Genomic DNA, 22,392 nt, shown 5'->3' with positions numbered 1-22,392 from the left:
CGTATTGGTTTTTATGGTTTGTAATTATTTAGTAAGTTCAGAATATGCTGAACTATAATGACAAAAAATTATTCGTTTTCCTTTCTCCACTTCTCCATCAACTCAGGTAACTGCTGCTTCAGGTAATCCAAAAAACCAATAAAGTCCTTGAGTTTGATGTCATAGTCCGGGTTTTCTCTTTTCCTGACTTCCAGCACGCGTTTCAGCAGGTTATTCAGCCCGCTTAAATCTTCCATTTTCTTGTTGAACATTTCGCGCCAGTTAGAAGATCTAATCCTAAAGTATCGCTTTCTGTCTCCTGAGAAGGTAGTATAGTCTATATGCCCTGTGTTGAGCAGCATGTTCAGCGCATTACTTGTGGCGCTTTTGCTGATACTGAGGGTCTCACTGATCTCATCAAATGTAAGCTCAGGCTTGTCAGATACCAGCAGAAGCCCCATCACACGCGCTACAGCAGGCTGGAAACCGCTGTTTTCGTGGTATATACCTATCTCTTCTATCAGCTCTCTTTGTTTATCGCTTAAGGCCATTTTTATCTCTGTTACTAATGAAGAACGCTGCAAAGGTATAGGTTAGTTTCATTAGTTTATAATTTACAGAACTAAATAAACTAAATTTGTTTAAACTAGCCAATGCCTGGGTTCAGGCATTGGCTAGTAGCAGTATATGCCTCTGGAAGTGTGATATTTACACAGGGAGAGGAAGGATTTAATCTTTCATCTTCAGAATGCCGTAGTATGAACTTAACGTTTTTTGAAGATTTATACTTAGTATGAAATTTATACCTAGTACGAAGTGTAAATATACTTTTTTTGGCAAAAAGTGTCAGGGAGACAAGTTGCCTTCATATACTTACAAGGGGTTAATTTAATTATATAAATGAAATTCAGCTTATGCCTAAAACTTATAGCAGGTGGTATCATCCCTATGACTCAAATGATAAATATACCCGTCGTGTTGCTTACTTCTGCATGGAGTATGCTATCCATCAATCTCTCAAGATTTACTCAGGCGGTTTAGGCTTTCTGGCTGGTTCTCATATGCGCAGCGCCTTTGACCTGCGCCAGAATGTTGTCGGTATCGGGATGCTGTGGAAGTACGGCTATTATGATCAGGAGCGCAACGAAGACCAGAGCATGCGCCCGCATTTTACTCAAAAATATTACAATTTCCTGCAGGACAGCGGCATTACCGTGCGGGTGGTTGTAAACAATCACCCGGTGCTGGTGAAGGCAATGGTGCTGAAGCCTGAGGTGTTCGGTACGGCTCCCATTTACTTCCTGACTACGGATGTGCCCGAAAATGATCACCTGGCCCGCACCATCACCAACCGCCTGTACGACCCTGAGCCGAACGCCCGTATTGCGCAGAGCATTGTGCTGGGTATTGGCGGGGCTAAAGTGGTGGAGGCCCTGGGTGGAGCCGAGGTTTATCATATGAATGAGGGGCATGCCCTGCCGCTGGCGTTTCACCTGTACCAGGAGTACGGACAGAAAGAGGAGGTGCGCCGCCGGATGGTGTTTACCACCCATACCCCTGAAAAGGCCGGTAATGAGGAGCATGATATTCAGATGCTGCACAACATGAGTTTCTTTAACGGTATAACGTTAGAGGAAGCACGAGACCTGACAGGTACCACCGGGCATATGTTCAACCATACCCTTGTGGCCCTTCGCCTGTCTAAAGTGTCTAATGGCGTATCGCAATTGCATGGAGAGGTAGCACGCGACATGTGGTATGGCAACGAAGGCGTCTGTGAGATCAAATCTATCACTAACGCCCAGAATGTGCCTTTCTGGATGGACAAGCAACTGTGGGATGCGCAGGAGCGTGACAAAGACATGACCATGCAACAGCGGAAGGAGGAAATGAAACGAAAACTGTTCGATGTAGTGGCAGATCAGACTGGCAAGATTTTTAAGCCGGATGTTCTTACTATTGTCTGGGCCAGGAGGTTTGCTGCCTACAAACGCGCCGACCTGCTGGTGCGGGATATGGAGCGCTTCCTGAGGCTGGTGAACAAAAGTGACATGCCGGTACAGGTTATCTGGGCAGGTAAGCCCTACCCTTTCGATCACAATGCAGTAAACACGTTCAACAAACTGGTGTACATCTCCCAGAAGCAGGACAATGTAGCCGTGCTGACAGGCTATGAGCTTGGGTTATCGTGGAAACTGAAGCATGGCGCTGATGTGTGGCTGAACACGCCACGCCGCCCACGGGAGGCTTCGGGTACGAGTGGCATGTCGGCCGCCATGAACGGTGCCGTGAATTTTTCGGTGCAGGATGGCTGGCTGCCGGAATTTGCCCGCCACGGAGAAAACAGCTTTGTGCTGCCGATTGTGGATACGGCCTTACCTGATGAACTGCAGGATGAGGAAGACTATAACAACATGATGCGCATACTGGAGCAGCAGGTGATACCAACCTACTACCGTGACCGGGAGCGCTGGTTACGGATTGTTAAACAAAGTATGCGTGATGTAATACCGGCCTTCTCTTCTGACCGGATGGCGCATCAGTATTATGAAATGATGTATAACTATCAAGTCAGAAGCTGACGACAGCAGTAAGGTCTATCAGACAAAAGACAAAGGACTGGAAAGCGAAAGCCGGGAGCTTCAGCTTTTTGTAGCACTTCTTCCTGCTCGCCGCTGTTGTGTGTTCTATCAACAGCTTTCCGGTCCCAGGATTATCATAATAATAGAAAGCGCCGCTCCGGATTTCCGGAGCGGCGCTTTCTATTATTTCAGTGTTTATTAATCTACCTCAAACTTTTTCGGGTATACGCTGCAGCGTGGCGAGCAGGAAGTCCCAGTACTTCTGCACAGAGCTTATCTGTACTTTTTCGTCAGGGGAGTGGGCGCCGCGAATGTTGGGGCCAAAAGATATCATTTCCATGCCCGGGTAGTTCGCTCCCAGTATACCACACTCCAATCCAGCATGGCAGGCGTTTACATCCGGTTCCCCCTCAAACTTGGAGCGGTACAGGTCACGCATTAATTGAATGATGGCGGCATCCGGTTTGGGCGCCCAGCCCGGGTAGGAACCGCTTAACTCTACAGAAGCGCCTGCCAGTTCCAGCGCACTTTGTATAGCCTGTGCCAGGTCTGTTTTCTCACTGTCCGCGGAACTGCGGGTAAGGCAGAGAACAGCGAAATTGCCGTCCTGCACCACTACGCGTGCCACGTTGTTGGATGTTTGCACCAGGCCCTCGATATCAGGGCTCATGCGGTAAATACCGTTCGGGCAGGCGTAGATGGCGCGCAGCAATCTGCAGGTAAAATCTGTTTTGGCTACCTGGGCCGGAGTTTCTGCTGCCTCCGCCAATACCTGCAGTTTCGGATCGGTGGTATTATACTCCTGCTGCTGCACAGCAGCCTGTTCCTTTACAAAAGCCTCGAAATTTGCTTTGTCTCCCTCCGCTACGGCAACGATGGCAACTGACTCCCGCGGGATAGCGTTACGGAGCCCCCCGCCGTCAATGGTGCCCACACGCACATCAAACTGTGAAGTAGCCAGGTACAGCAAACGGTTCATCAGCTTATTTGCGTTGCCCCGGCCCAGGATAATGTCCATGCCGGAGTGGCCGCCTGTGAGGCCTTTTACGCTGAGCCTGTATCCTGCCATGCCTGCCGGAGTGCCTTCCTGCGCGTATGTTCCTGAAGCGGTAATATCTACTCCGCCTGCACAGCCGATGGTTAGCTCCCGGTCGTCTTCTGTGTCCAGGTTCAGGAGGATGCTGGCGTTCAGTAAGCCACCTTTCATGCCCAGGGCACCGGTCATTCCTGTTTCTTCGTCTACTGTGAACAGTGCTTCAATCGCGGGGTGTTGTATGTCTTTGGAGGCAAGTACAGCCATCATGGTTGCCACACCAATGCCATTGTCAGCACCCAGCGTCGTGCCTTTTGCCTTCACCCAATCGTCCTCCACATACATCTCTATTCCCTGCGTTTCGAAATCAAAGTCTGTGTCTGCATTTTTCTGGTGCACCATGTCCAGGTGGCTTTGCATTGCAACTGTCTGCAGGTGTTCCATGCCGGGAGTAGCAGGCTTTTTGATGATGACGTTGCCGGTTTCGTCTTCGTAGGTTTCCAGGCCTAGGCGCTGGCCAAAGGTCTTGATAAACTGAATCACACGGGCTTCCTTTTTGGAGGGACGTGGTACAGCGTTTAAGTCAGCAAAGTTCTCCCAAAGTGCTTTGGGCTCGAGGTTGCGTACTTCTGAGCTCATTTTAGTTATTTTTTAGTTTCTAAGGCAGCATCTGCAGCCGCTGCCCTAAAGTTACGCATTTCAACTGTAAATAGGGGAGAAGCCTTTTGCTCCTGCCATCCAACAGAGCCATCAACACACAGCAGCTTCGCTAATATCGCCTTGTATTTTTATAGGTGCTGACGTGGGTGTATATTTAAGGCTTTACATGCATACATTATACTTCATTAGCGAAGAGAAGAACCATGGCTGTACAAAAAACAGTAGGTGTTGACATTGGCGGTACGCATATTACAGCAGCACTTGTTGATCTGAAGGAAGGTACCCTGCTGGCAGATACACACATACGGGAACATGTTGATGCAAAGGGAAACAAGACCAACATTATTCACAGCTGGGCACAGGGGATAAAGAATGTAACAGCAGGTAGTGCGCCAGAAGAGCTTCGGATAGGCATTGCCATGCCAGGCCCTTTTGATTATGCTAAAGGAATCTCTCTGATGCAAAATCAGGAAAAGTATGATGCGCTGTATGGTATAAATGTGAAGGAACTATTAGCTGATGCACTGCAAGTGCCCCCGGCACATATTCAGTTTATGAACGATGCTGCCTGTTTTTTACAAGGAGAGGCTTTCGGTGGGGCCGCAAAAGGAGCAGAACGTGCAATTGGCCTGACGCTGGGCACCGGATTGGGGTCAGCCTTTTACCGCGACGGGATGGCTGAAGACGCTGCCCTCTGGCGTTCTCCTTTCAAAGAAGGAATTGCCGAAGACTACCTCAGCTCCAGGTGGTTTACGAAGCGTTACCATTCTCTCTCCGGAAATGAAGTGCCTAATGTGAAAAGCCTGGTAGAGCTGTTGCCCTCAGATGCGCTGGTGCAATCTATTTTAGATGAATTCGGGCGGCACTTAGGGCAGTTTCTGCGCCTTTACATTGATAGAGAGAAGCCGGAGGTAATCGTGATAGGCGGCAATATTGCCCAATCGCTGGAATTATTCAAGCCTGCGCTACTAAAAACGCTTGCGTCACAAGGAATTTCTGCTCCTGTAAAACAAGGGGAGTTAGGAGAAGCAGCAGCTTTGATTGGCGCAGCGAGTCTTTGGAAGTGAGCCTTTTGTGCTAAGCAGTTCTGGTTGTGTAGTAAATGTAACCCACCCCTGCACTTCTCCGAGAAGAGGATTTTTCGCAGTGACTTATTCCCCTCCTCGGAGGGGCTAGGGGTGGGTCCGCTGGTGCCTGAACCACCAACACCTCTGTATTGAAAGCATAAGCAGACTTCTTTAAATGAAAAATGATATACATTTATTAACACTCACATAAACATGGCGCTGAACTATAACCGGATAGTAGTAAAAATTGGCTCAAACGTGCTGACGCAGGACAATGGCATGCCGGACCTGGCACGGATGCAGCACCTGGTAGAGCAGGTGTCCCAGATAAAAAGCCTGGGCAAGGAAGTCATTGTGGTGTCTTCGGGGGCAGTGGCATCTGGCCGTAGCCTGATAAAGGTATCCGAGAAAGCCGATGCAGTGGCGAGCCGGCAGTTGCTGGCTTCCATCGGGCAGGTAAAGCTAATTAATACCTATTCTGAAATGTTCAGTCATTTCAAACTTCTGTGCGCCCAGGTACTTGTTACGAAAGAAGATTTCCGCGACCGCCTGCATTACCTGAACATGCAGAGCTGCTTCAGAATTCTGCTGCAGAACAACGTTATTCCCATCGTTAATGAAAATGACGTGATATCAGTCACCGAGCTGATGTTTACAGACAATGATGAACTAGCCGGGCTCATCGCTTCTATGCTGGATGCCGATGCTTTAATCATCCTGAGCAATGTGAACGGCATCTATAACGGTGATCCGAAAGACGAGAAGTCAGAAGTAATTCGGGAGATTGCCTCCGGCACTACTAGCTTTGCCTCTTTTGTTTCCACGCAGCGGTCGCAGTTTGGGCGGGGCGGCATGATAACAAAATGCCATATGGCACAGAAAGTAGCCCAATTGGGCATCTCCGTGCACATAGCTAACGGTAAAACTGAAAACATCCTGCCCAAAGTGCTGAACGAGGAGGTGGTAAACACGCGCTTTATTCCAAAGAAAACAGCATCGGGCAAGAAAAAGTGGATTGCCCATTCTGAGCATTCTGCCAAGGGGAAAGTGCTGGTAAATGAAGGTGCCCGCGCGGCCCTGACCTCCTCCAAAGCCACTAGTTTGCTGCCAGTGGGCATCATTCAAATCATCGGTGACTTCCAGAAGGGCGATATCATTAAGCTGTTGGATGAACAGGAAAAACCGATTGGCCTTGGGATTGCGGAATATGGCTCGGACAAAGCGCTGGAGCGTGTTGGGCAGGTAAACCAAAAGCCGCTCGTGCACTACGATTATCTGTTCCTGACTCCTGAGGCTTCATAGATACCGGCACTGCATGTGCTTTAAAAGCAACCATAAGAGCTAGTGTTGCTATGATGATGGAGCCTGCAACGCCAGTGGGAGAGCCAGGAACCTATATAGCAGTAATGGCGGTGTACTTTTGTGACAACGCTGGAAATGGGTTTACCTGGAACCTGAGGCACTGCTTTGTTGTGCGACAACGTTCCGTTTTAAACTATCCAAGCGCTGTTTAATATTGTCGGCTGCCATGGCAAAAGGCATCAGAATATCATCTGGTTCACTTTGCCTTAGCCGAAATTCGTTTTTCAGGTTTGTGGCGGTTACAATAATTTTCCCTTCATAGCCGGAGGCCCGAAGGTTCTTTATCATGCTTTGAGAGAGCTCCACGTCCGGCACAGTGTTGATAACATAGTCAGCGTTTTGGTAGGGCAGCCTTTCAAAAATATCAGGATCTTCCAAATCACCGTATTCCACGTATTTTCCCTGCTTCCGCAGGTTTTCCACTACCTGAGGGTCAAAATCGACGCCCATTGTTGTAATGCCATACTGACTCAGTTTGTTGGCGATGGAACTTCCAAATCTTCCGAGACCAATGACGATGGCTTTGATTGGAGGCTGCTCTTCCGTTCCAATTTCACTTTCTCTGTAAGGGTTTTTACGCTCAAACACGTGTAGCAAAGGAGCCATCCATCTGTACAGGATGTGAGAGTACAGAATCATATAAGTGGATAAGCCGATGGTAATCAAACCTACCAGTGTGATCAAGCCAACAATCTCGGCGCTGATGTGGCCCACCTGATATCCCATTCCTGCGAAGATGAGGGAGAATTCGCTTATTTGCGCCACTGTAAGGCCTGCCAGAAAGGAGGTTCGCTTGGTATAGCCCATCACTCCCATGATAATAAGTACAATAATGGGATTTCCGATAAGCACAAAGAAGGAGAATATTAATGCGGAAGGTACCTGTGCTCCCAAGGCAGAAAGGTCAAGTGTGGACCCCAGGTTGATAAAGAAAAACAGCAGAAGGAAATCCCGCAGGCTCACCAACCTGCTGCTGATGGCTTCTCTGAATGGTGTAGAAGCAAGGCTTACACCTGCCAGAAACGCACCAACTTCGCTGCTGAAGCCCATGAGTTCGCTTACAGAAGCCAAGAGTATGGCCCAGGCAATAGAGAACAGTGTGAGCAGCTCCTGCGACTTTGCCAGAAAAGCACTAATTGTCGGGATTACCCATTTTATCAGCAGGAATACCACAACCCCCAGGATGGTGCCGTTCAGGAAGGTAAGTGCAAAGTCCTGCAAGAGGGACTCTTCGCCACCTTTGCCAAGGGCAGAAAGTATGATCATAACTAAAATCACCACTAAGTCCTGCACAATTAAGAAACCGATCGCTATCTGGCCGTGAAGGGAATCGATCTCTTTTTTATCTGTGAGTAGCTTTACAATGATGATGGTGCTGGAAAAGGTCAGGGCCACAGCGATATAGAGGCTCTGGAGAGCAGGGAAGCCCAGGGCCAGTCCTATCAGGTAGCCTGCCGCTGAAGTAAACACAACCTGCCCAAGCCCGGTAAGCAAAGCTACTCTACCGGTTGACTTTATGAGTTGCAGATCCAGTTTAAGGCCCACAATAAAGAGCAGGAGCGCAATCCCGATTTCGGCGAGGAGGTGGATTTTATCCTCTGATTGTATGATGTTCAGCGCAGATGGTCCGATAAAAATCCCCAGGGCAATGAACATCACGATAAGCGGCTGCCGGAGGAGTTGCCCTAAGCTTCCTGCAGCTGCAGCCAGAAACAGAATGACAGCAAACTCAAGAAAAGGATCACTGACGATATCTGCTAACCAGTTCATTCAGGTAAAATAATTATAGGTATGCTGGCATCATGTACAAGTTCATTGATGAAAAACTCCCTGAACAAGCGATCAGACAAAGCCCTGGAGCCTCTCTGAGCCAGGAGCACCCCATCCTCCTGCTCTTTCATATAAGCTTTGACCAGCGCAAAAGGGGCGTTGCCCTCAAAGAGGCGGCTTGAGACAGGGGCCTGTTCAGAAAAAGAGTCCTCTAGTTTTGCAAGGTGGCTGATCGCCCTTTGCCGGTCATCGTCTTTTGTCAGTACAGAAATGAAAACAAGGGCTTTTATTTTCTGTCCCATCAGTTGAAGAATTTGCCGCAGATGGGTGGAGTTGAACGCATAGTGATAACTTACAGCAACATGTAAGGTCAGGTGCTTAAACTCATGTATCTTTTTAGGTATAGCTACTACAGGAGTAATGGCATGCTCCAGAAGTTTTAATATAGTGCTTCCGATAAAGATGCGCTTTAGCACCCCATTGCCTTTTAATCCGGCAAATAACAGTTGCGTATTATGCTCCCTTACAAGTTTGTTAATGGTGAAGGTCAGGCTTGCTACAGAGATGTGCACCCTTTCAGGACGGACAGGCTTGCCTGTAACTTCTTCGTAACTGCGTTGTAGCTTATCAAAAGCTTCTGATCTGGAACCGGCTTCTACCTGTTGCCTTACCTCCCGATCTGCCATGGCAGGAATGTAAGCAGCCTCCAGGTTATGAAGCAGGTGAACGTCAGCTCCTGTCCATAGGCTCCACTGGTGGGCAACCCGGAGTGCCTGCCGGGCATAAGAAGAGAAATCGTAAAGAACTAAGTAGCTATGTGGCATTTTAAAATATTTAATGTAGGTCCCAATAAACCGATCTACAGATTATCTTTCGTGCTGTATGGCTAACAACCCCAGTCTGCCCTTCATGTGGTTCATCCTTTGCATTGGTATGCAATGGATTGAGGGTGGGAGTAGGCAGCGGGAGTTCGCTTATTTATATTATACGGCGTATTGCTAAGTTTATATAATTATTAAATCTATTTATTCCTTACATGTTACTTTGTGCCTTAGATGTTCCGTAGACACCTCCCGGTTCTTTGGCTAAAAGAGATTATTGCTTTATTTTACCTTTGTACCTCTAAAACAAGAACATGACTTATACCCCAAATCCGGAGCGTTACAATTCGATGGAATACCGCCGCTGTGGCAAAAGTGGCCTGAAACTTCCGGCACTTTCGCTGGGCCTGTGGCATAACTTCGGTCATGTGGATGTGCTGGAAAATGCACGGCAGATGCTCCACGATGCCTTTGATGCTGGTGTCACACACTTCGATCTGGCCAACAACTACGGTCCTCCTTACGGCTCGGCAGAAGAGAATTTCGGAAGAATTCTGGAGAAGGATTTTCGTGGCTACCGCGATGAGTTGATAATCTCGACCAAAGCTGGCTACGACATGTGGCCCGGTCCTTACGGCGACTATGGGTCGAAGAAGTACCTCGTTTCCAGCCTGGATCAGAGCCTGAAGCGCATGAACCTGGATTATGTGGATATATTCTACCATCACCGCCCGGACCCAGAAACGCCTTTAGAAGAAACGATGGGAGCACTGGACCTAATCGTGCGCCAGGGGAAGGCACTTTATGTCGGTATTTCAAACTATAAGCCTGCCGAAGCGGCAAGAGCTGTTAAAATACTCCGTGAATTGGGAACACCCTGCCTCATTCATCAGCCAAAATACTCGATGTTTGTGCGTTGGGTAGAAGATGGCCTGCTGGACCTGCTGAAAGAGGAGGGGGTAGGCTGTATTCCATTCTCGCCGCTGGCGCAGGGCCTCTTGACAAACAAATACCTGAAAGGCATACCTGCGGGCTCAAGAGCGGCAAAATCGCATGGGCACTTACAGGAAACCGATATCACAGACGAGAAAGTAGAGCAGATCAGGCAGCTAAACGAGCTGGCTCAGCAACGCAACCAGTCGCTGGCACAGATGGCACTGGCCTGGCTCCTGAAAGATGATCGCGTTACCTCTGTTCTTATCGGTGCAAGTTCACCGGCACAGTTAGCAGATTCTCTGAAGAGCCTGCACAATACCAAATTCAGCACGGATGAGCTGGAGCAGATTGAGACAATTCTGAAATAGCTGAAGCGCTCTTTATAACGCTATCACTGTATCAGAATCAAAGCTTTGTCTTATAGCAAAAGCCTTATAAACAAGCTTAGGTGGCTGTGCTGTCAGGGATGCGCAGCCACCCAAACTTCACCATCTTCAAACACTTCTCTTTTCCAGATAGGGACTGTTTCTTTAAGGGTATCAATGGTGTAGCGGCAGGCATCGAAAGCAGCAGCACGGTGGGCGGCTGCTACAGCAATCACAACAGGCACTTCGCCCACCTGCAGCACACCCGTGCGGTGGTGGATGAGGATTTTCTGAACAGGCCATTTCTCTAAAGCCTGTTCGGCAATTTTCTGCATTTCGTTCAGGGCCATTTGCCTGTAGGTCTCAAACTCAAGGCGAATTACTTCCTTGCCTTTCGTAGCGTTCCGTACAGTGCCGATGAATACATCAATACCGCCGCAATCCGGCGACATCACCCAGTCGATGCAGGAGGAAATGTCTAAGGGTTTATCTGAAATCTGGATATCAATCATGTGCTGCTTTATTAACCACCGCTAACAGGTGGAATGATGGCAATCTCATCGCGTTGCTGCAGGGCGTTGTCGGCTACGGCATACTCGTTGTTCACGGCAATCATAAAAGAAGCCAGCTGCGCCAGGCGTGGATATTGCTCCTCCAGTTCTGCACGCAACTCGCCCACTGTGGCGTCGCTTGTCAGCTCTACTTCAACCGTTGAGCCTCCCACTATCTCTTTCGCTATTCCGAATGCTAAAACATTTACCTTCATCTTCGATGCTTAAATTCAACTCAAATGTTTATATATTACCTCAATACCTGCTACAAAAATAAGAATAGCTGTCATACGTCTTATTACGAGCGGGTTAAACTTCTTTATAGCCATACGAGAACCAAGCTGTCCACCGGCAAATACCGCCACACATAAAAACAAGATGAGGCTGTAATTTACCGTGGAAGGCAATTGCGTCAGCTGGCCTGCTATACCAGAAATAGAGTTAACCAGTATAAAAAAGCTGGCAGTCGCTGCAATGCGCTTTGGGGTATCCCAGCCAATCAGGTTCAGGAGAGGAGACAGGAAAATGCCCCCGCCAATGCCAATCATCCCGGACAAAAAGCCGATACTGCCGCCCAATGCGCCGTCCTGTGCATAACTGGTGTTTCTTGGTGTCGCGCTTTCAGGCACCTCCTGAGGTCGTTTCCTGAACCACAGCAAACCCGCTGCTGTAAGCAAGCTGCAGCCCAGCAGCACATAAAAAGTATGCTGTTCGATGCGTAGCATCGCACCCATAAACGCCATCGGAACACTGGTAAGAGCCAGCGGAACAATCTTTCGCCAGTTCACCTGTTTGTTCCGGATAAAGAGAATTGTGCCACCTGTTACAACTACTACGTTGCAAAGAAGGGCAATCAGCCTGAGTTCCTTAAAAGGCAAGCCATAAAGGGCCAGTATAGCCAGATAACTGGAACCGCCGCCAAAGCCAACAGAAGCATATACAAAGGCAATAACAAAGAAAAAGAGCATGAGCTCCCAATGTGGCATTTCTGATTCTTTAATTTAAAGAGCGGTTTACGGCCCGTATCTCAGCTTCAAGACTTCAAATTAAACAACAAGCGTCTCATTCGCTAGATATAGGCTAAAAGTTTCGCTGTTTGCTTCTTTTATTAATTGGTGCTGTGCATAATTAGTCAGTCCCAGCGGGACGACCTGTTTGGGTCATATTAACAGGTCGCTCCGCTGGAGCTAGAGGTACCTCTGGATTAGCAGGCTATTAACAGACCGTCCCGCTGGGACTAAAGACGCAGTACATAAGAATCTGGAATCAAAGCATCTTATTCAACCACTACTCAAACTCTGTTATCTTCCTCTGGCTACTAATTCGAGCTAAACTTTAAGATGGTGGCAATGCCTATTCTGAAGCCGAGTTCCTGAAAATTTCGGTCATGGAAAGAGGCTGCTGCCTCTATTCGGAATACCCGGAATACATTATCCAGGGAATAGCCTAACTCGTAATAATGCGGGGAGCTGCTTGTTTTGAGGTAGTTGACAAAAATGTTTTCTTTTATGCCTGTGAAACGCACCTCCGGTATCTGTGTGAGCAGAAACTTGCGGAACTGAAAATGCGTGTGGCCTGAAAAGTAACTGTCGTTGGTGCTGAAGTTGTAGTAGTCCAGCAACCGGAAGGCGCCTGCCGGTCTGAGGCTGCTCAGTATGGTACGGTTGCCATCGAAGTGCTCATAGTCCATAAAATACATGCGCTTGTTATTCAGGAAGGTGCCGCCGCGCAACTCAAACTCCAGCCTGCCCCGCACGCCAACCGATATACCGTGGTTTACTCCCAGTTCCAACTGGTCAAAGTTCACGTCGCTGCCCAGCACACCCGAAATACCCTTACGGTACATGAGCAAGAACTCCGGCGACTGCTCCAGAAGAGGGATCTTTTTGCCGTTGTACATGCGGTAGGTCTTGCCGGGACGGTAGCTGACACTTGCTTTAAAAATAAGCGCATCATTTGTGGGAAAACCTGTGTCTTCTAGTTCAATATTTTGTGGCAAACTTGGCGTTAGCGGCCTGTCTTCTTCAGAGTAGAATAAGCTGTAGTCGATGTTATTATACAGTTGCGACCTTCTGGCCCACTCCAAGCTTCCGCTAAATTTCAGAAAAGGGGATGCCTTGTAGTCGTACCCAGCCCCAACATATAGCTTTTCATAGAGCTTCATGTAATTTCTGCGAAACAGCAGCGTACTCAGCGTATTGATATGCGGATGTATAGGGTTCTCCTCGTTAAACTGCTCCACAAATTTACCTCCCTGCACATAGATCATACTGACTTTCTCGCCCTGCTTTACCTGGTGCGAAATCCGGGTTTTGGCATAAAAGTCTTCACTTGCAAAGCCATAACGTACAACAGGTGCTATTTCAAAAACACGGCGCAGGCTGTCGTAGGAATGGCGCAGCTTACCGCTCATGTTCACGTTTACGCCTTCCACGGTGTTATAAAACACGTTAATTAGGGTAGGGTCCAGCGACAGGCGCGTTCTCGGGGAAAGGTTGTAGCTGCCGCCCATTATCAAATCAGTGGGGTTAAAGCTTTTTTTCTTGATAACGCCTGTGGAATCTTTTCCCGTTAACCTGGCCGACTGCACCTGTGCCAGGGAATCGTCGCGCTGGTAGCCTTTTACTTCTTTTACGCTTAGCGGCACCGGACGCTCCTGCGCCCAGTAACTGGAGTCGCGCTTAAATGCCATCGAGTCTACTTTTACGCTTCTCTCGCTCACTACCTCAGGGTTCTCCCGCTCTTTAAGGGACTCCTTCTCGTACTCCACAATCATTTTGCGGAACTGCTTGCGCGTGAGCTTGTCTTCGTTGGCCAGCAATTCAATGGGTTTGTCTTCTTTGGCGGGTTTGATAGCCGCAACAGATTCCGGCACTTCCTCTACCTTCTCATCAATAATCTCGGTTTTTGCTAGAAGCTTCTGGTTAAGTTCTACCTTGTAGTTAGAAATGGAGGCGAGGTATTTAAATTCTCCTGCAAAGCCCATCACCTTTCCGGAAAACAGGTATTGGTGCGTTGTAGGCAGCCAAACAGCAGGGGCCACCTCTGCATAATTTTGCTTTATACTAATAGGGAAGCCCATCAGGCTGGTTTTCAGGTCGAGGCTGTGGATGGCCCAGTAGTCTTCTATGATATAAATGAAGCCCTCGAAAACATTGTCGCCCCGGGAGCGCGGCGTCACTTTTATTTTATTAACTGTGATGTTGCCTTCGCTGAAGTTTCCTGCATACTCGAATTTATAGTAGCCAAAAGCAGCCCGCGACAGAGGGGACACCGCTTCTCCAAACTTGTCGTTGTAAAAGCTAAACATAATATAGTTTACAGGGGAGGGGGAGCCTTTGTCGTCTCCGGAGGTACGCACAGAGAGGACCTTTTCCTCTATTTTGTTAGGCTGGCTAAATTTAACCTGCCTAACCGACTCATGGGTATATGCCTCATTCAGCTTCACGCCCTCGTCTTTTAACTTCTTTTTCAGGAAGAATGGGGCATTCGTAAGTTGGCCGGTTCCTTTTATGTACGCCTTCATCTGATAGCTGTCGTACTGCAGCCGGTGAAACTTCTTTTTGGCAATGGCCTTGCGCATGATGGTATAGGCCGGGTCTTCGCCCTTGCCCTTTACCTGCACTTCCTTCAGCGCAAACGTCTGGGCCTTCAGTTTGAAGTTCAGTGTCTGCCACTCGTTTTTCACCTCTACCTGCACCTGTTGTGCTTCATAGCCGATGTACTTTACCTGTACTGTGTGGGTGCCAGCTGGTAAGTTCAGTTTATACTGGCCATTAGCATTGCAGGATGAGCCATTCTTGAGGTTTACAATAAAGATGGTCGCAAACGGAAGCGGCTCTCCTTCCTGGTTCATCACGGTGCCTTCTATACCCTGCGCAAAAAGCGGTAGCTGTAAAAGTATAAAGGCAGTGATGAAAAGGTACTTTGTAAGGCTTATTTTCATGTGCAGGTATTTATGATACATTACGGTGAAGCAGAAGATAGCTGGTACCAATGTGAATTAACATTCTATGTTAAGGTAGATGCACCAAACAGCCATATGGTTGCATGGAGGAAGTGAACTTGCAAATAGGTGTGCCTTTTAGAACATTGATACCTATCGCGGACGGGTTGATGCTTTATAGTTATTCATCTGCACAAAAAAAACCAACAGCTGGACTTTTAGCTCTTTCTAATTGTCCTGTTGTTGGTTTTCTTTTATAGTATAAATCGAGAGGCTGTCCCGCTATAAGCTACTTCTTCTTTCTTACCTCAGCTACCTGGGCGGGTGTAACAACCGTTTTAGCTTTATTGCCGAAATTGTTCTGCACATAGTTCAGCACATCGGCCACCTGTTTGTCGGTTAAATGGCTTTGCGCAGGCATTACCATATTATAGGTTTTGCCGTTTACAGTTACTTCGCCGCTCAGGCCGTGTACCACCACATCTACAGCGCGTTTCTGGTCTTTCATCAGAAAGTCAGACTTCGCTAGAGGAGGGAAGGCTCCCGGTATGCCTTCGCCAGCGGCCATGTGGCAAGCCTGGCAAGTGGTGCTGTAAACTTCCTTGCCGCGCTTTACGCTCTCGGTCAGGTCATCGGCAGTAGAGAATATATAGCCACCCGTAGCGAGGGCCATCAGTAGTAAACTTTTTAACATATCTTTAAGATTAAGCAGCTAAAATAATCATTTCAATATTTTTCCCACAACAATACAAAATAAAAAGCTGTCTGAACATCAGTTCAGACAGCTTTTTATTTTGTACAGATTACTTTTTTTTATGCTTTGAACAGGTGTTTCCGGCTATTGCTTGTAGAACCTGGCTACATAGCCACCACCCGGTGCCATCGCTATTTTAAGCTTTCGGTCTTGTGGTACATCAATGATTTCGCGGTTGTAGTCAGCAGCGTTCCTGTCGGCATTTACGCCATCTTTGAAAACCTCTGCTTTGTAATTTCCCTCTCCCAGGAAAGAAAGATCTAGCTCCATTTCACGTGGTGTCCAGTTTGTCAGAGCACCCACATACCACTCGTTTCCTTTTCTGCGCGCAATGGCAATATGTTCTCCTATTTTGCCATCAAGGGCAACCGTATTGTCCCATACTTCCGGAACAGCGGCGATAAACGTGGTGCTCTCCTGCTCTTTCTTATAGTTTGTAGGTGTATCGGCCAGCATGTTTATCGGGGATTCGAAGATGACATATTCAGCTAACTGGCGGGTACGGGTACCCTGGCTCATCGGCTCTGAATTAATGGGACGGTAGTTGCTGCGGGTAGCATTTCGCATCGCGCCCTGTGTATAGTCAATCGGGCCGGCCAGCATGCGGATAAACGGCATGGTGACATCGTAGGTCACCTGGTCCACTTCCGGGCTTGACCACTTCATCTGCTCCAGTCCATGTACGCCCTCAAAGTTGATGACATTCGGGTAAGTTCTTTGAAGCCCGGTTGGTTTGTAGGCGCCATGGAAGTCCATGAGCAGCTTGTGTCTGGCTCCTGTTTCGGCAGCACGGTAAAAGAAATCTACCATTTCCTGGTCGTCGCGGTTCATGAAATCCACTTTAAAACCTTTCACGCCCATGTCAGCATAATGTTTGGATATATTTTCCATGTCGCGGTCAAACGCATAGTAACCTGCCCAAAGAATGATATCCACGTTCTTCTGCTTGCCGTAAGCAATAAGTTCTTTCAGGTCAATTTCCGGTACCACCTGCATCAGGTCTGCCTGCAGGTTTACGGCCCAGCCTTCATCCAGAATCACATACTCAATGTTGTTTTCTGAGGCAAAATCGATGTAGTGCTTGTAAGTTTCGTTGTTGATGCCCGCCTTAAAATCTACTCCTGTAATGTTCCAGTCGTTCCACCAATCCCAGGCTACCTTTCCTGGCTTTACCCAGGAAGCATCTTTTATACGCGATGGCTCTGCCAGTTTATATACCATGTCGCTGTCGGCCAGTTCTTTGTCCTCAGCGGCAATCACGATGGCGCGCCATGGGAACTCACGTGTGCCTTTGGCTTTGGCGATGAAGTTCTCCCTTTCCTTCACCAGCATCTGAAGTTCGTTATGGCCACCCTGCTCCACTTTTTTAGGGTAGGCCGGAAACACGCCTGATAAAGAAGTTTGCCCGTTTTTGTTTAGCAGATACATGCCCGGATAGCTTTCCAGGTCAACCTCGGTGATGACCACTTTTTTGCCATTTGCCGCCTCTACTGCCAAAGGCAGGAAAGCAAGGTGATTCTGGTCAAGCTGAGAAAGGGGGCTGTGGGTGTAGGTGTTCTCGAAGGAGTTGTCGAACTGCTGCTCAATGGTTGGGTTTTCAAACTGCTCCTGCTTTACATAAGGTACAATAGCCGTGTAGTCTTTATCGAAATTGAACGTAGCCTCTTCGCTCTGCACATTAAAATCCCGGCGTTTAGAAGTGGCAAACCGATAGGCAACACCATCATTATACGCACGGAAAATCACGCTGTAATCGCCTCTGAGGTTCAGCACCAGCTCATTGTAGTTATCCTTAATTTCAGCTCTTTTATAGACAGGCGTCTGGATTGTCTTGTTAACAGTGTTTCGCTTGGCATTCCGCAGGCGTGGGTTTGCTCCTAACGTTTCCCCGTTTGTGAGTTGCATCGAAATTGGAGACGGCGCAATCATCTGGTCGCCTTCGTGTGTAACGGAGTAAGTGATTTTGTCTTTTAAATCTACTGTTGCTTTAATCTTACCGTCGGGTGACTGAACGGTGTGGCTTTGCTGTGCTAATGCGGCAAACTGGCCTAACATCATCAGCAAAACAAAGAGAAAGAATCTGTGCTTCATGGTTCCTAGATTATCTTTATAAAATTTCTTTTTTAAAGATAAGCGTTGAAAATTGAAGATACCACAAACAGGAGGTAATCTCTCTTATGCGGAGGTAAAAAGCATATAAAAACAATTTCCTGTCATCCTATAAGGATCTTGGTCGAAGTGGGGTAAAGCAGGTGCTGTTTGTAACCCGGATTCTTACAAAGTGGCAGGAGGGAAATTTGATGATTCGGTTCTGAGGCTATCTTACTGGAATATAGTATAACCAGGGAAGCCGCTTTAACTTCTGCTAAAGCGGCTTCCTTGGTTTGATTTGAACTATGATACTGCCTTATATTTCTTGTCCTATAGCTCCTCCATTTTTGTCTAAGCTGCCGTAGGTTCAGCTTAGACAGCGACTCATTAGCAGCCTTTTCCATCTTGTCATCCTTTGCTCTCAAGCCGAGCGGCCTCTTCTTCGGGCATCGCGCTGTGCATTTGAAGCTGCCGGGGGTAGGGGCCCTCTTTAGCTACGCTGCAGGCTGCTTCGCTATCGCTCAGCACCGCATCAAATACAAGGCGCTCAACCCAAAGACTGGAAACAGGTTCACTCCGTGCTAGCAGGGTCTAGTAGTATACTTTTTCAGTAAAGCTTTAGCAATGGAAAGAGCCTTTTGCAAATGAAGCAGCAGGCTCCCCTCCTTGGACAAGGAGAGGTAGGGGTGGTTTGACCCGGTATACCAGAAAAAATGGTATATTAAGAGATAGGATATTACTTCTCCTAGGCCTTTTTCCAGTGTCTTTCTATGTAACCGGCTCTTCCTGAACCCACGTTGTAACGCTGGTAATGGGATGGATTCTTTTTGTAATAGTCCTGGTGATAGTCTTCTGCCGGGTAAAAAGGTTTTGCCGGTAGTATAGGCGTAACAATCGGTTTATCGAAAGGGCCGTTTTCGTTTTTTTCTTTTTTAGATGCCTCTGCCTGTGCCTTCTGTTCTTCGTTGTGGTAAAAGATAGCGGTCTGGTAGGAGGACCCGCGGTCGCCAAACTGTCCGCCCGGATCAGTAGGGTCTATCTGTTGCCAGAAAATTTCCATTATCTCTTTGTAAGAGATTTTGCTCGGGTCGAAGGTAATCTGCACGGCCTCATAGTGGCCGGTGGTGTCGGAGCATACCTGCTCGTAGGTTGGGTTTTCTATTTCGCCCCCTGTGTAGCCGGAAACGACCTTTTCAATACCTTCCCATTGGTCAAACGGCTTTACCATGCACCAGAAACATCCGCCTGCAAAGGTTGCCAGTTCATATTTATTTTCTTCCTGATTCATATGTCTCTTTCAATTTAAGTCTCTCTTCTTTTAACTGAAATTGACCTGTAAAGTTTATCCCGGGAGGGTTAACTACATTCGATAGTATAAAAGCACTTGCTCGGCCTTGCCTTATCTATTCCCTCACTTTCTCTAGTTCAAAGTTCCCAGCTGATACAAATTACACCTTGATAAGTATCACTCTGTATAGTGACATTCATCATCCTTTGCCCCTGCGCGGCTGTCTATTTTTGTATGATAACAAAATAGAGATTGAGATGGAAGCCGCACTCCAAACCAATATTCAAACATGCTACCACTGCGGGGACTCCTGTGTGGAAGAGGTAATTGAAGCACATGATAAGACTTTCTGCTGCACGGGCTGCAAGAACGTGTATGAGTTATTAGAAGAGAACAACCTTTGCGCCTACTATAACCTGGAGGAAAACCCGGGCATCACAGGCAAGAAAGCTATTGCCGAATCCCGCTTCGCTTACCTGGATGATGCGGGGGTGGAAGCGCAGCTCATAAGTTTTAAGAACGATGCTATCTGCAAACTGACGTTTTATATTCCGCAGATGCATTGCAGTTCCTGTATCTGGCTGCTGGAAAACCTGTTTAAGCTGAACCAGGGTATTTCTGAATCTACCGTTAATTTTCTCAGGAAAGAAGTATCCCTCACATACTTTCACCAGAAGACTTCTCTGCGCGAAGTAGTACAGTTGCTGGCGCGTATCGGGTATGAGCCCGAAATAACGCTGGCCGATACGGATGGTAAAAAAGCAAGTAAGCCCAACCGTAGCATCATCTACAAACTTGGCATTGCAGGCTTTTGCTTCGGCAACGTAATGCTGCTGGCTTTTCCGGACTATCTTGCCTTAACAGAAGGACTGCAGCGAAGCTTCGGCTCCTTTTTTGGCTATCTGAGTTTTGTGCTCTCTTTGCCGGTGTTTTTCTATAGTGCACGCGGGTTCTTTACCTCTGCGCTGGAAGGCATAAAGCAGCGCATGGTCAATATAGATATTCCGATTGCCACAGGTTTGCTTGCCTTATTCTGTGTAAGCACTTACCAGGTGTTTACCGGAACCGGCCCAGGCTACTTCGATTCTTTTACCGGATTAGTGTTCTTCATGCTGATTGGAAAGTATTTTCAGCAGCGGACTTACGATACCCTTTCCTTCGACAGAGACTATACTTCCTACTTTCCGGTTTCCATTACGGTGCTGAAAGAAGATGGTGAAGAAGTGTCTGTGGCGGTGCGTAACCTGAAAGTGGGCGACCGTATCCGTATCCGGAACCAGGAGCTTATACCTGCTGATGCCATTCTTCTGAGAGGCACGGCGCTGATTGACTACAGCTTTGTTTCCGGGGAGTCGGAGCCGGTAGAGAAAGTAGTAGGAGAGGTGATTTACGCCGGTGGCCGCCAGGTTGGCGAAAGTGTGGAGCTGGAGGTGGTGAAAGAAGTATCGCAGGGCTACCTGACGCAGCTCTGGAACAATACGGTATTCTCAAAAGATGAAACCCAAAGTGTAGGCACCTATGCGAACATAGCGGGGAAATGGTTCATCATTGTCACGCTGCTTGTAGCTGCCGGTTCACTTGTGTACTGGGTGCCGCGCGACACAGACATGGCCATGAAAGCCTTCACCTCTGTGCTGATTATTGCCTGCCCTTGTGCACTGTCGCTGGCTACGCCGTTTGTGCATGGCCACACCATGCGGGTGTTCGGGAAGAACAAGTTTTTCCTTAAAAATACGACCGTCGTAGAGACACTGGCCAAGATAGACACGGTGGTGTTCGACAAAACTGGCACACTGACAGAACCAAGCGCTGCTGAACTGACCTATACCGGCAAGGCATTAACAGCGGAGCAGGAGCAAAGTATAAAATCTGTTTTACAGCACTCTACGCACCCGCTCAGCCAACGCATTTTCCAGCACCTGAAAGGGAAAACTACACTGGTTCAGAATTTCCAGGAAGTTGCCGGCAAGGGGCTGGTGGGAGAGGTAAACGGGCAGCTGGTGCGCATTGGGTCTGCTTCCTATATAGGTGTGCCGTCTGATAAGAGTGATGCGCTGAAAACAATGGTTTATGTGTCGATAGATGGGCTTGTATTCGGCTTCTATGCCTTTCATAATGTTTACCGTCAGGGGCTCAAGTCCATTCTTCAGCAGCTGAACGATAAGAAGCTGGCAGTGCTTTCGGGGGATAACAATCACGAGGAAGCAAGGCTAAAGGCATTGCTGGGCGAAGATGCGGCGCTGAATTTCAATCAGTCGCCGGTTCAGAAGCTGGAGTATATCCGGCACCTGAAACAGGAGCAACACCGGGTGCTGATGGTGGGAGACGGCCTGAACGATGCCGGTGCCCTGAAACAGAGCGATGCCGGTATTGCCCTCACCAACAGCATCACGAACTTCTCACCCTCCTGCGATGCCATCCTTGACGCCACTGTTTTCGATAAGCTGAGCACGTTCCTGTCCTTTTCAAAGAAGACCATGAACATCATCCTGGCCACGTTTGCGGTATCCCTCATCTACAACGTCATCGGTTTAACGCTGGCAGTGCAGGGGCTCTTTTCGCCTATTGTATCTGCTATCCTGATGCCAATCAGTTCACTGAGTGTCATCCTGTTTGCTACCATGTCTGTCAAAATCGCAGCCAGAAGGGCGGGACTATAACCAAAGACCTCGCAGCGTGCGCAGCTCCTGCGAGCGTCTGTGTTGGCTACGAAGCAACAGCCTTTGGCACAGACACTCGCAGGACCTTCGCACGCTGCGAGGTCATTAGAGCAGGCGTAACTCTTTAACTCTTAAACTTTCTAACTCTCTAACTCAAATCGCCATGTACATCATCTTTTTAATGATAGCAGTGAGCATAACCGTAGCGGCCCTGTTTCTGGGAGCTTTCCTGTGGGCCGTGCGATCCGGGCAGTACGACGACGATTATACCCCAGCTGTCAGAATGCTTTTTGAGAATGAAGTAACAGACAACAAAAAGCCCGAGGCAAAAGCGAAAACCTAAGCAAGGGCTACGACCTCGCAGCGTGCGCAGCTCCTGCGAGCGTCTGTTCTATATGAAAAGCGGCGACAACACCTGGAAAATGAATTCCCTTATACCATCATTGCCTACTGACTACAATCACCTCTGAAGATGACATTCGTCATCCTTTCTCTGCCGCTTCTTTAAGAATTTTGGATGGTTAAAT

General features: G+C 48.1%; 17 protein-coding genes. 6 read left to right on the top strand and 11 right to left on the bottom strand.

Annotated features, from left to right (window positions below; genetic code table 11):
• Positions 1–68 precede the first annotated feature (68 nt).
• Entirely contained in the window at positions 69–530 is a 462-nt protein-coding gene (locus DXT99_RS18765) for a GbsR/MarR family transcriptional regulator (protein ID WP_115567125.1), read from the bottom strand.
• A gap of 363 nt (positions 531–893) precedes the next feature.
• Here DXT99_RS18765 and glgP point away from each other — a divergent pair, with 363 nt between their 5' ends.
• Entirely contained in the window at positions 894–2,561 is a 1,668-nt protein-coding gene (gene glgP, locus DXT99_RS18760) for an alpha-glucan family phosphorylase (protein ID WP_115567124.1), read from the top strand.
• A 208-nt stretch (positions 2,562–2,769) separates the two neighbouring features.
• On the opposite strand, the gene DXT99_RS18755 is transcribed toward glgP, so the two are convergent.
• Positions 2,770–4,233 carry an aminoacyl-histidine dipeptidase gene (locus tag DXT99_RS18755; protein ID WP_115567123.1) on the bottom strand — a complete coding sequence of 488 codons (1,464 nt, stop codon included), beginning with the start codon at positions 4,231–4,233 and terminating at the stop codon, positions 2,770–2,772.
• Between the two features lie 224 nt (positions 4,234–4,457).
• On the opposite strand from DXT99_RS18755, the gene DXT99_RS18750 reads away from it, so the two are divergent.
• Positions 4,458–5,321, top strand: coding sequence for an ROK family protein (locus DXT99_RS18750; RefSeq protein ID WP_115567122.1), 864 nt, complete (start codon positions 4,458–4,460; stop codon positions 5,319–5,321).
• 213 nt (positions 5,322–5,534) lie between these two features.
• Positions 5,535–6,623: a glutamate 5-kinase gene (gene proB, locus DXT99_RS18745; protein ID WP_115567121.1), complete on the top strand. Its 1,089-nt coding sequence runs from the start codon at positions 5,535–5,537 to the stop codon at positions 6,621–6,623.
• Positions 6,624–6,764: 141 nt separating this feature from the next.
• Here proB and DXT99_RS18740 read toward each other — a convergent pair whose 3' ends face one another.
• Together DXT99_RS18740 and DXT99_RS18735 are read right to left on the bottom strand one after the other, a co-directional pair.
• Entirely contained in the window at positions 6,765–8,453 is a 1,689-nt protein-coding gene (locus tag DXT99_RS18740) for a cation:proton antiporter (RefSeq protein ID WP_115567120.1), read from the bottom strand.
• On the bottom strand, positions 8,450–9,277 hold the full coding sequence (locus tag DXT99_RS18735; RefSeq protein ID WP_115567119.1) for a universal stress protein: 828 nt from the start codon (positions 9,275–9,277) through the stop codon (positions 8,450–8,452). The genes DXT99_RS18740 and DXT99_RS18735 overlap by 4 nt, the downstream gene beginning before the upstream one ends.
• A gap of 311 nt (positions 9,278–9,588) precedes the next feature.
• On the opposite strand from DXT99_RS18735, the gene mgrA reads away from it, so the two are divergent.
• Positions 9,589–10,578: an L-glyceraldehyde 3-phosphate reductase gene (gene mgrA / locus DXT99_RS18730; RefSeq protein ID WP_115567118.1), complete on the top strand. Its 990-nt coding sequence runs from the start codon at positions 9,589–9,591 to the stop codon at positions 10,576–10,578.
• Positions 10,579–10,670: 92 nt separating this feature from the next.
• Here mgrA and DXT99_RS18725 read toward each other — a convergent pair whose 3' ends face one another.
• The 7 genes from DXT99_RS18725 to msrA form a co-directional block, all read right to left on the bottom strand.
• Positions 10,671–11,087 carry a molybdenum cofactor biosynthesis protein MoaE gene (locus tag DXT99_RS18725; protein WP_115567117.1) on the bottom strand — a complete coding sequence of 139 codons (417 nt, stop codon included), beginning with the start codon at positions 11,085–11,087 and terminating at the stop codon, positions 10,671–10,673.
• A gap of 11 nt (positions 11,088–11,098) precedes the next feature.
• Positions 11,099–11,341 carry a molybdopterin converting factor subunit 1 gene (gene moaD / locus DXT99_RS18720; protein ID WP_115567116.1) on the bottom strand — a complete coding sequence of 81 codons (243 nt, stop codon included), beginning with the start codon at positions 11,339–11,341 and terminating at the stop codon, positions 11,099–11,101.
• A gap of 15 nt (positions 11,342–11,356) precedes the next feature.
• Positions 11,357–12,112, bottom strand: coding sequence for a sulfite exporter TauE/SafE family protein (locus tag DXT99_RS18715; protein ID WP_115567115.1), 756 nt, complete (start codon positions 12,110–12,112; stop codon positions 11,357–11,359).
• Positions 12,113–12,444: 332 nt separating this feature from the next.
• Positions 12,445–15,072, bottom strand: a complete 2,628-nt coding sequence (locus DXT99_RS18710; RefSeq protein WP_115567184.1) for a DUF5686 and carboxypeptidase regulatory-like domain-containing protein — start codon at positions 15,070–15,072, stop codon at positions 12,445–12,447.
• Between the two features lie 289 nt (positions 15,073–15,361).
• Positions 15,362–15,766: a c-type cytochrome gene (locus tag DXT99_RS18705; RefSeq protein ID WP_115567114.1), complete on the bottom strand. Its 405-nt coding sequence runs from the start codon at positions 15,764–15,766 to the stop codon at positions 15,362–15,364.
• Positions 15,767–15,910: 144 nt separating this feature from the next.
• Positions 15,911–17,917 (bottom strand): glycoside hydrolase family 97 protein, encoded by a 2,007-nt coding sequence (locus DXT99_RS18700; protein WP_115567113.1) that lies wholly within the window; start codon positions 17,915–17,917, stop codon positions 15,911–15,913.
• Positions 17,918–18,662: 745 nt separating this feature from the next.
• Positions 18,663–19,205, bottom strand: coding sequence for a peptide-methionine (S)-S-oxide reductase MsrA (msrA, locus tag DXT99_RS18690; protein ID WP_115567111.1), 543 nt, complete (start codon positions 19,203–19,205; stop codon positions 18,663–18,665).
• Positions 19,206–19,462: 257 nt separating this feature from the next.
• Here msrA and DXT99_RS18685 point away from each other — a divergent pair, with 257 nt between their 5' ends.
• Together DXT99_RS18685 and ccoS are read left to right on the top strand one after the other, a co-directional pair.
• The gene (locus DXT99_RS18685) at positions 19,463–21,865 is read left to right on the top strand and encodes a heavy metal translocating P-type ATPase (protein ID WP_115567110.1); all 2,403 of its coding nucleotides are present in this window, start codon (positions 19,463–19,465) and stop codon (positions 21,863–21,865) included.
• Positions 21,866–22,028: 163 nt separating this feature from the next.
• A complete protein-coding gene (gene ccoS, locus DXT99_RS18680; protein ID WP_115567109.1) occupies positions 22,029–22,208 on the top strand; it encodes a cbb3-type cytochrome oxidase assembly protein CcoS in 180 nt (59 codons plus the stop codon).
• Positions 22,209–22,392: the final 184 nt, after the last annotated feature.

Source organism: Pontibacter diazotrophicus, from assembly GCF_003367245.1.
Classification (GTDB): Bacteria; Bacteroidota; Bacteroidia; order Cytophagales; family Hymenobacteraceae; genus Pontibacter; species Pontibacter diazotrophicus.
The sequence above is the reverse complement of the archived record's forward strand: the minus strand, read 5'-3'. Positions and strand labels throughout refer to the sequence as shown.

What these genes read in the sequence shown, in the direction of transcription:
- DXT99_RS18765 (WP_115567125.1), bottom strand. Translation starts at nt 530, where the DNA reads ATGGCCTTAAGCGATAAACAAAGAGAGCTGATAGAAGAGATAGGTATA.
- glgP (WP_115567124.1), top strand. Translation starts at nt 894, where the DNA reads ATGCCTAAAACTTATAGCAGGTGGTATCATCCCTATGACTCAAATGAT.
- DXT99_RS18755 (WP_115567123.1), bottom strand. Translation starts at nt 4,233, where the DNA reads ATGAGCTCAGAAGTACGCAACCTCGAGCCCAAAGCACTTTGGGAGAAC.
- DXT99_RS18750 (WP_115567122.1), top strand. Translation starts at nt 4,458, where the DNA reads ATGGCTGTACAAAAAACAGTAGGTGTTGACATTGGCGGTACGCATATT.
- proB (WP_115567121.1), top strand. Translation starts at nt 5,535, where the DNA reads ATGGCGCTGAACTATAACCGGATAGTAGTAAAAATTGGCTCAAACGTG.
- DXT99_RS18740 (WP_115567120.1), bottom strand. Translation starts at nt 8,453, where the DNA reads ATGAACTGGTTAGCAGATATCGTCAGTGATCCTTTTCTTGAGTTTGCT.
- DXT99_RS18735 (WP_115567119.1), bottom strand. Translation starts at nt 9,277, where the DNA reads ATGCCACATAGCTACTTAGTTCTTTACGATTTCTCTTCTTATGCCCGG.
- mgrA (WP_115567118.1), top strand. Translation starts at nt 9,589, where the DNA reads ATGACTTATACCCCAAATCCGGAGCGTTACAATTCGATGGAATACCGC.
- DXT99_RS18725 (WP_115567117.1), bottom strand. Translation starts at nt 11,087, where the DNA reads ATGATTGATATCCAGATTTCAGATAAACCCTTAGACATTTCCTCCTGC.
- moaD (WP_115567116.1), bottom strand. Translation starts at nt 11,341, where the DNA reads ATGAAGGTAAATGTTTTAGCATTCGGAATAGCGAAAGAGATAGTGGGA.
- DXT99_RS18715 (WP_115567115.1), bottom strand. Translation starts at nt 12,112, where the DNA reads ATGCCACATTGGGAGCTCATGCTCTTTTTCTTTGTTATTGCCTTTGTA.
- DXT99_RS18710 (WP_115567184.1), bottom strand. Translation starts at nt 15,072, where the DNA reads ATGAAAATAAGCCTTACAAAGTACCTTTTCATCACTGCCTTTATACTT.
- DXT99_RS18705 (WP_115567114.1), bottom strand. Translation starts at nt 15,766, where the DNA reads ATGTTAAAAAGTTTACTACTGATGGCCCTCGCTACGGGTGGCTATATA.
- DXT99_RS18700 (WP_115567113.1), bottom strand. Translation starts at nt 17,917, where the DNA reads ATGAAGCACAGATTCTTTCTCTTTGTTTTGCTGATGATGTTAGGCCAG.
- msrA (WP_115567111.1), bottom strand. Translation starts at nt 19,205, where the DNA reads ATGAATCAGGAAGAAAATAAATATGAACTGGCAACCTTTGCAGGCGGA.
- DXT99_RS18685 (WP_115567110.1), top strand. Translation starts at nt 19,463, where the DNA reads ATGGAAGCCGCACTCCAAACCAATATTCAAACATGCTACCACTGCGGG.
- ccoS (WP_115567109.1), top strand. Translation starts at nt 22,029, where the DNA reads ATGTACATCATCTTTTTAATGATAGCAGTGAGCATAACCGTAGCGGCC.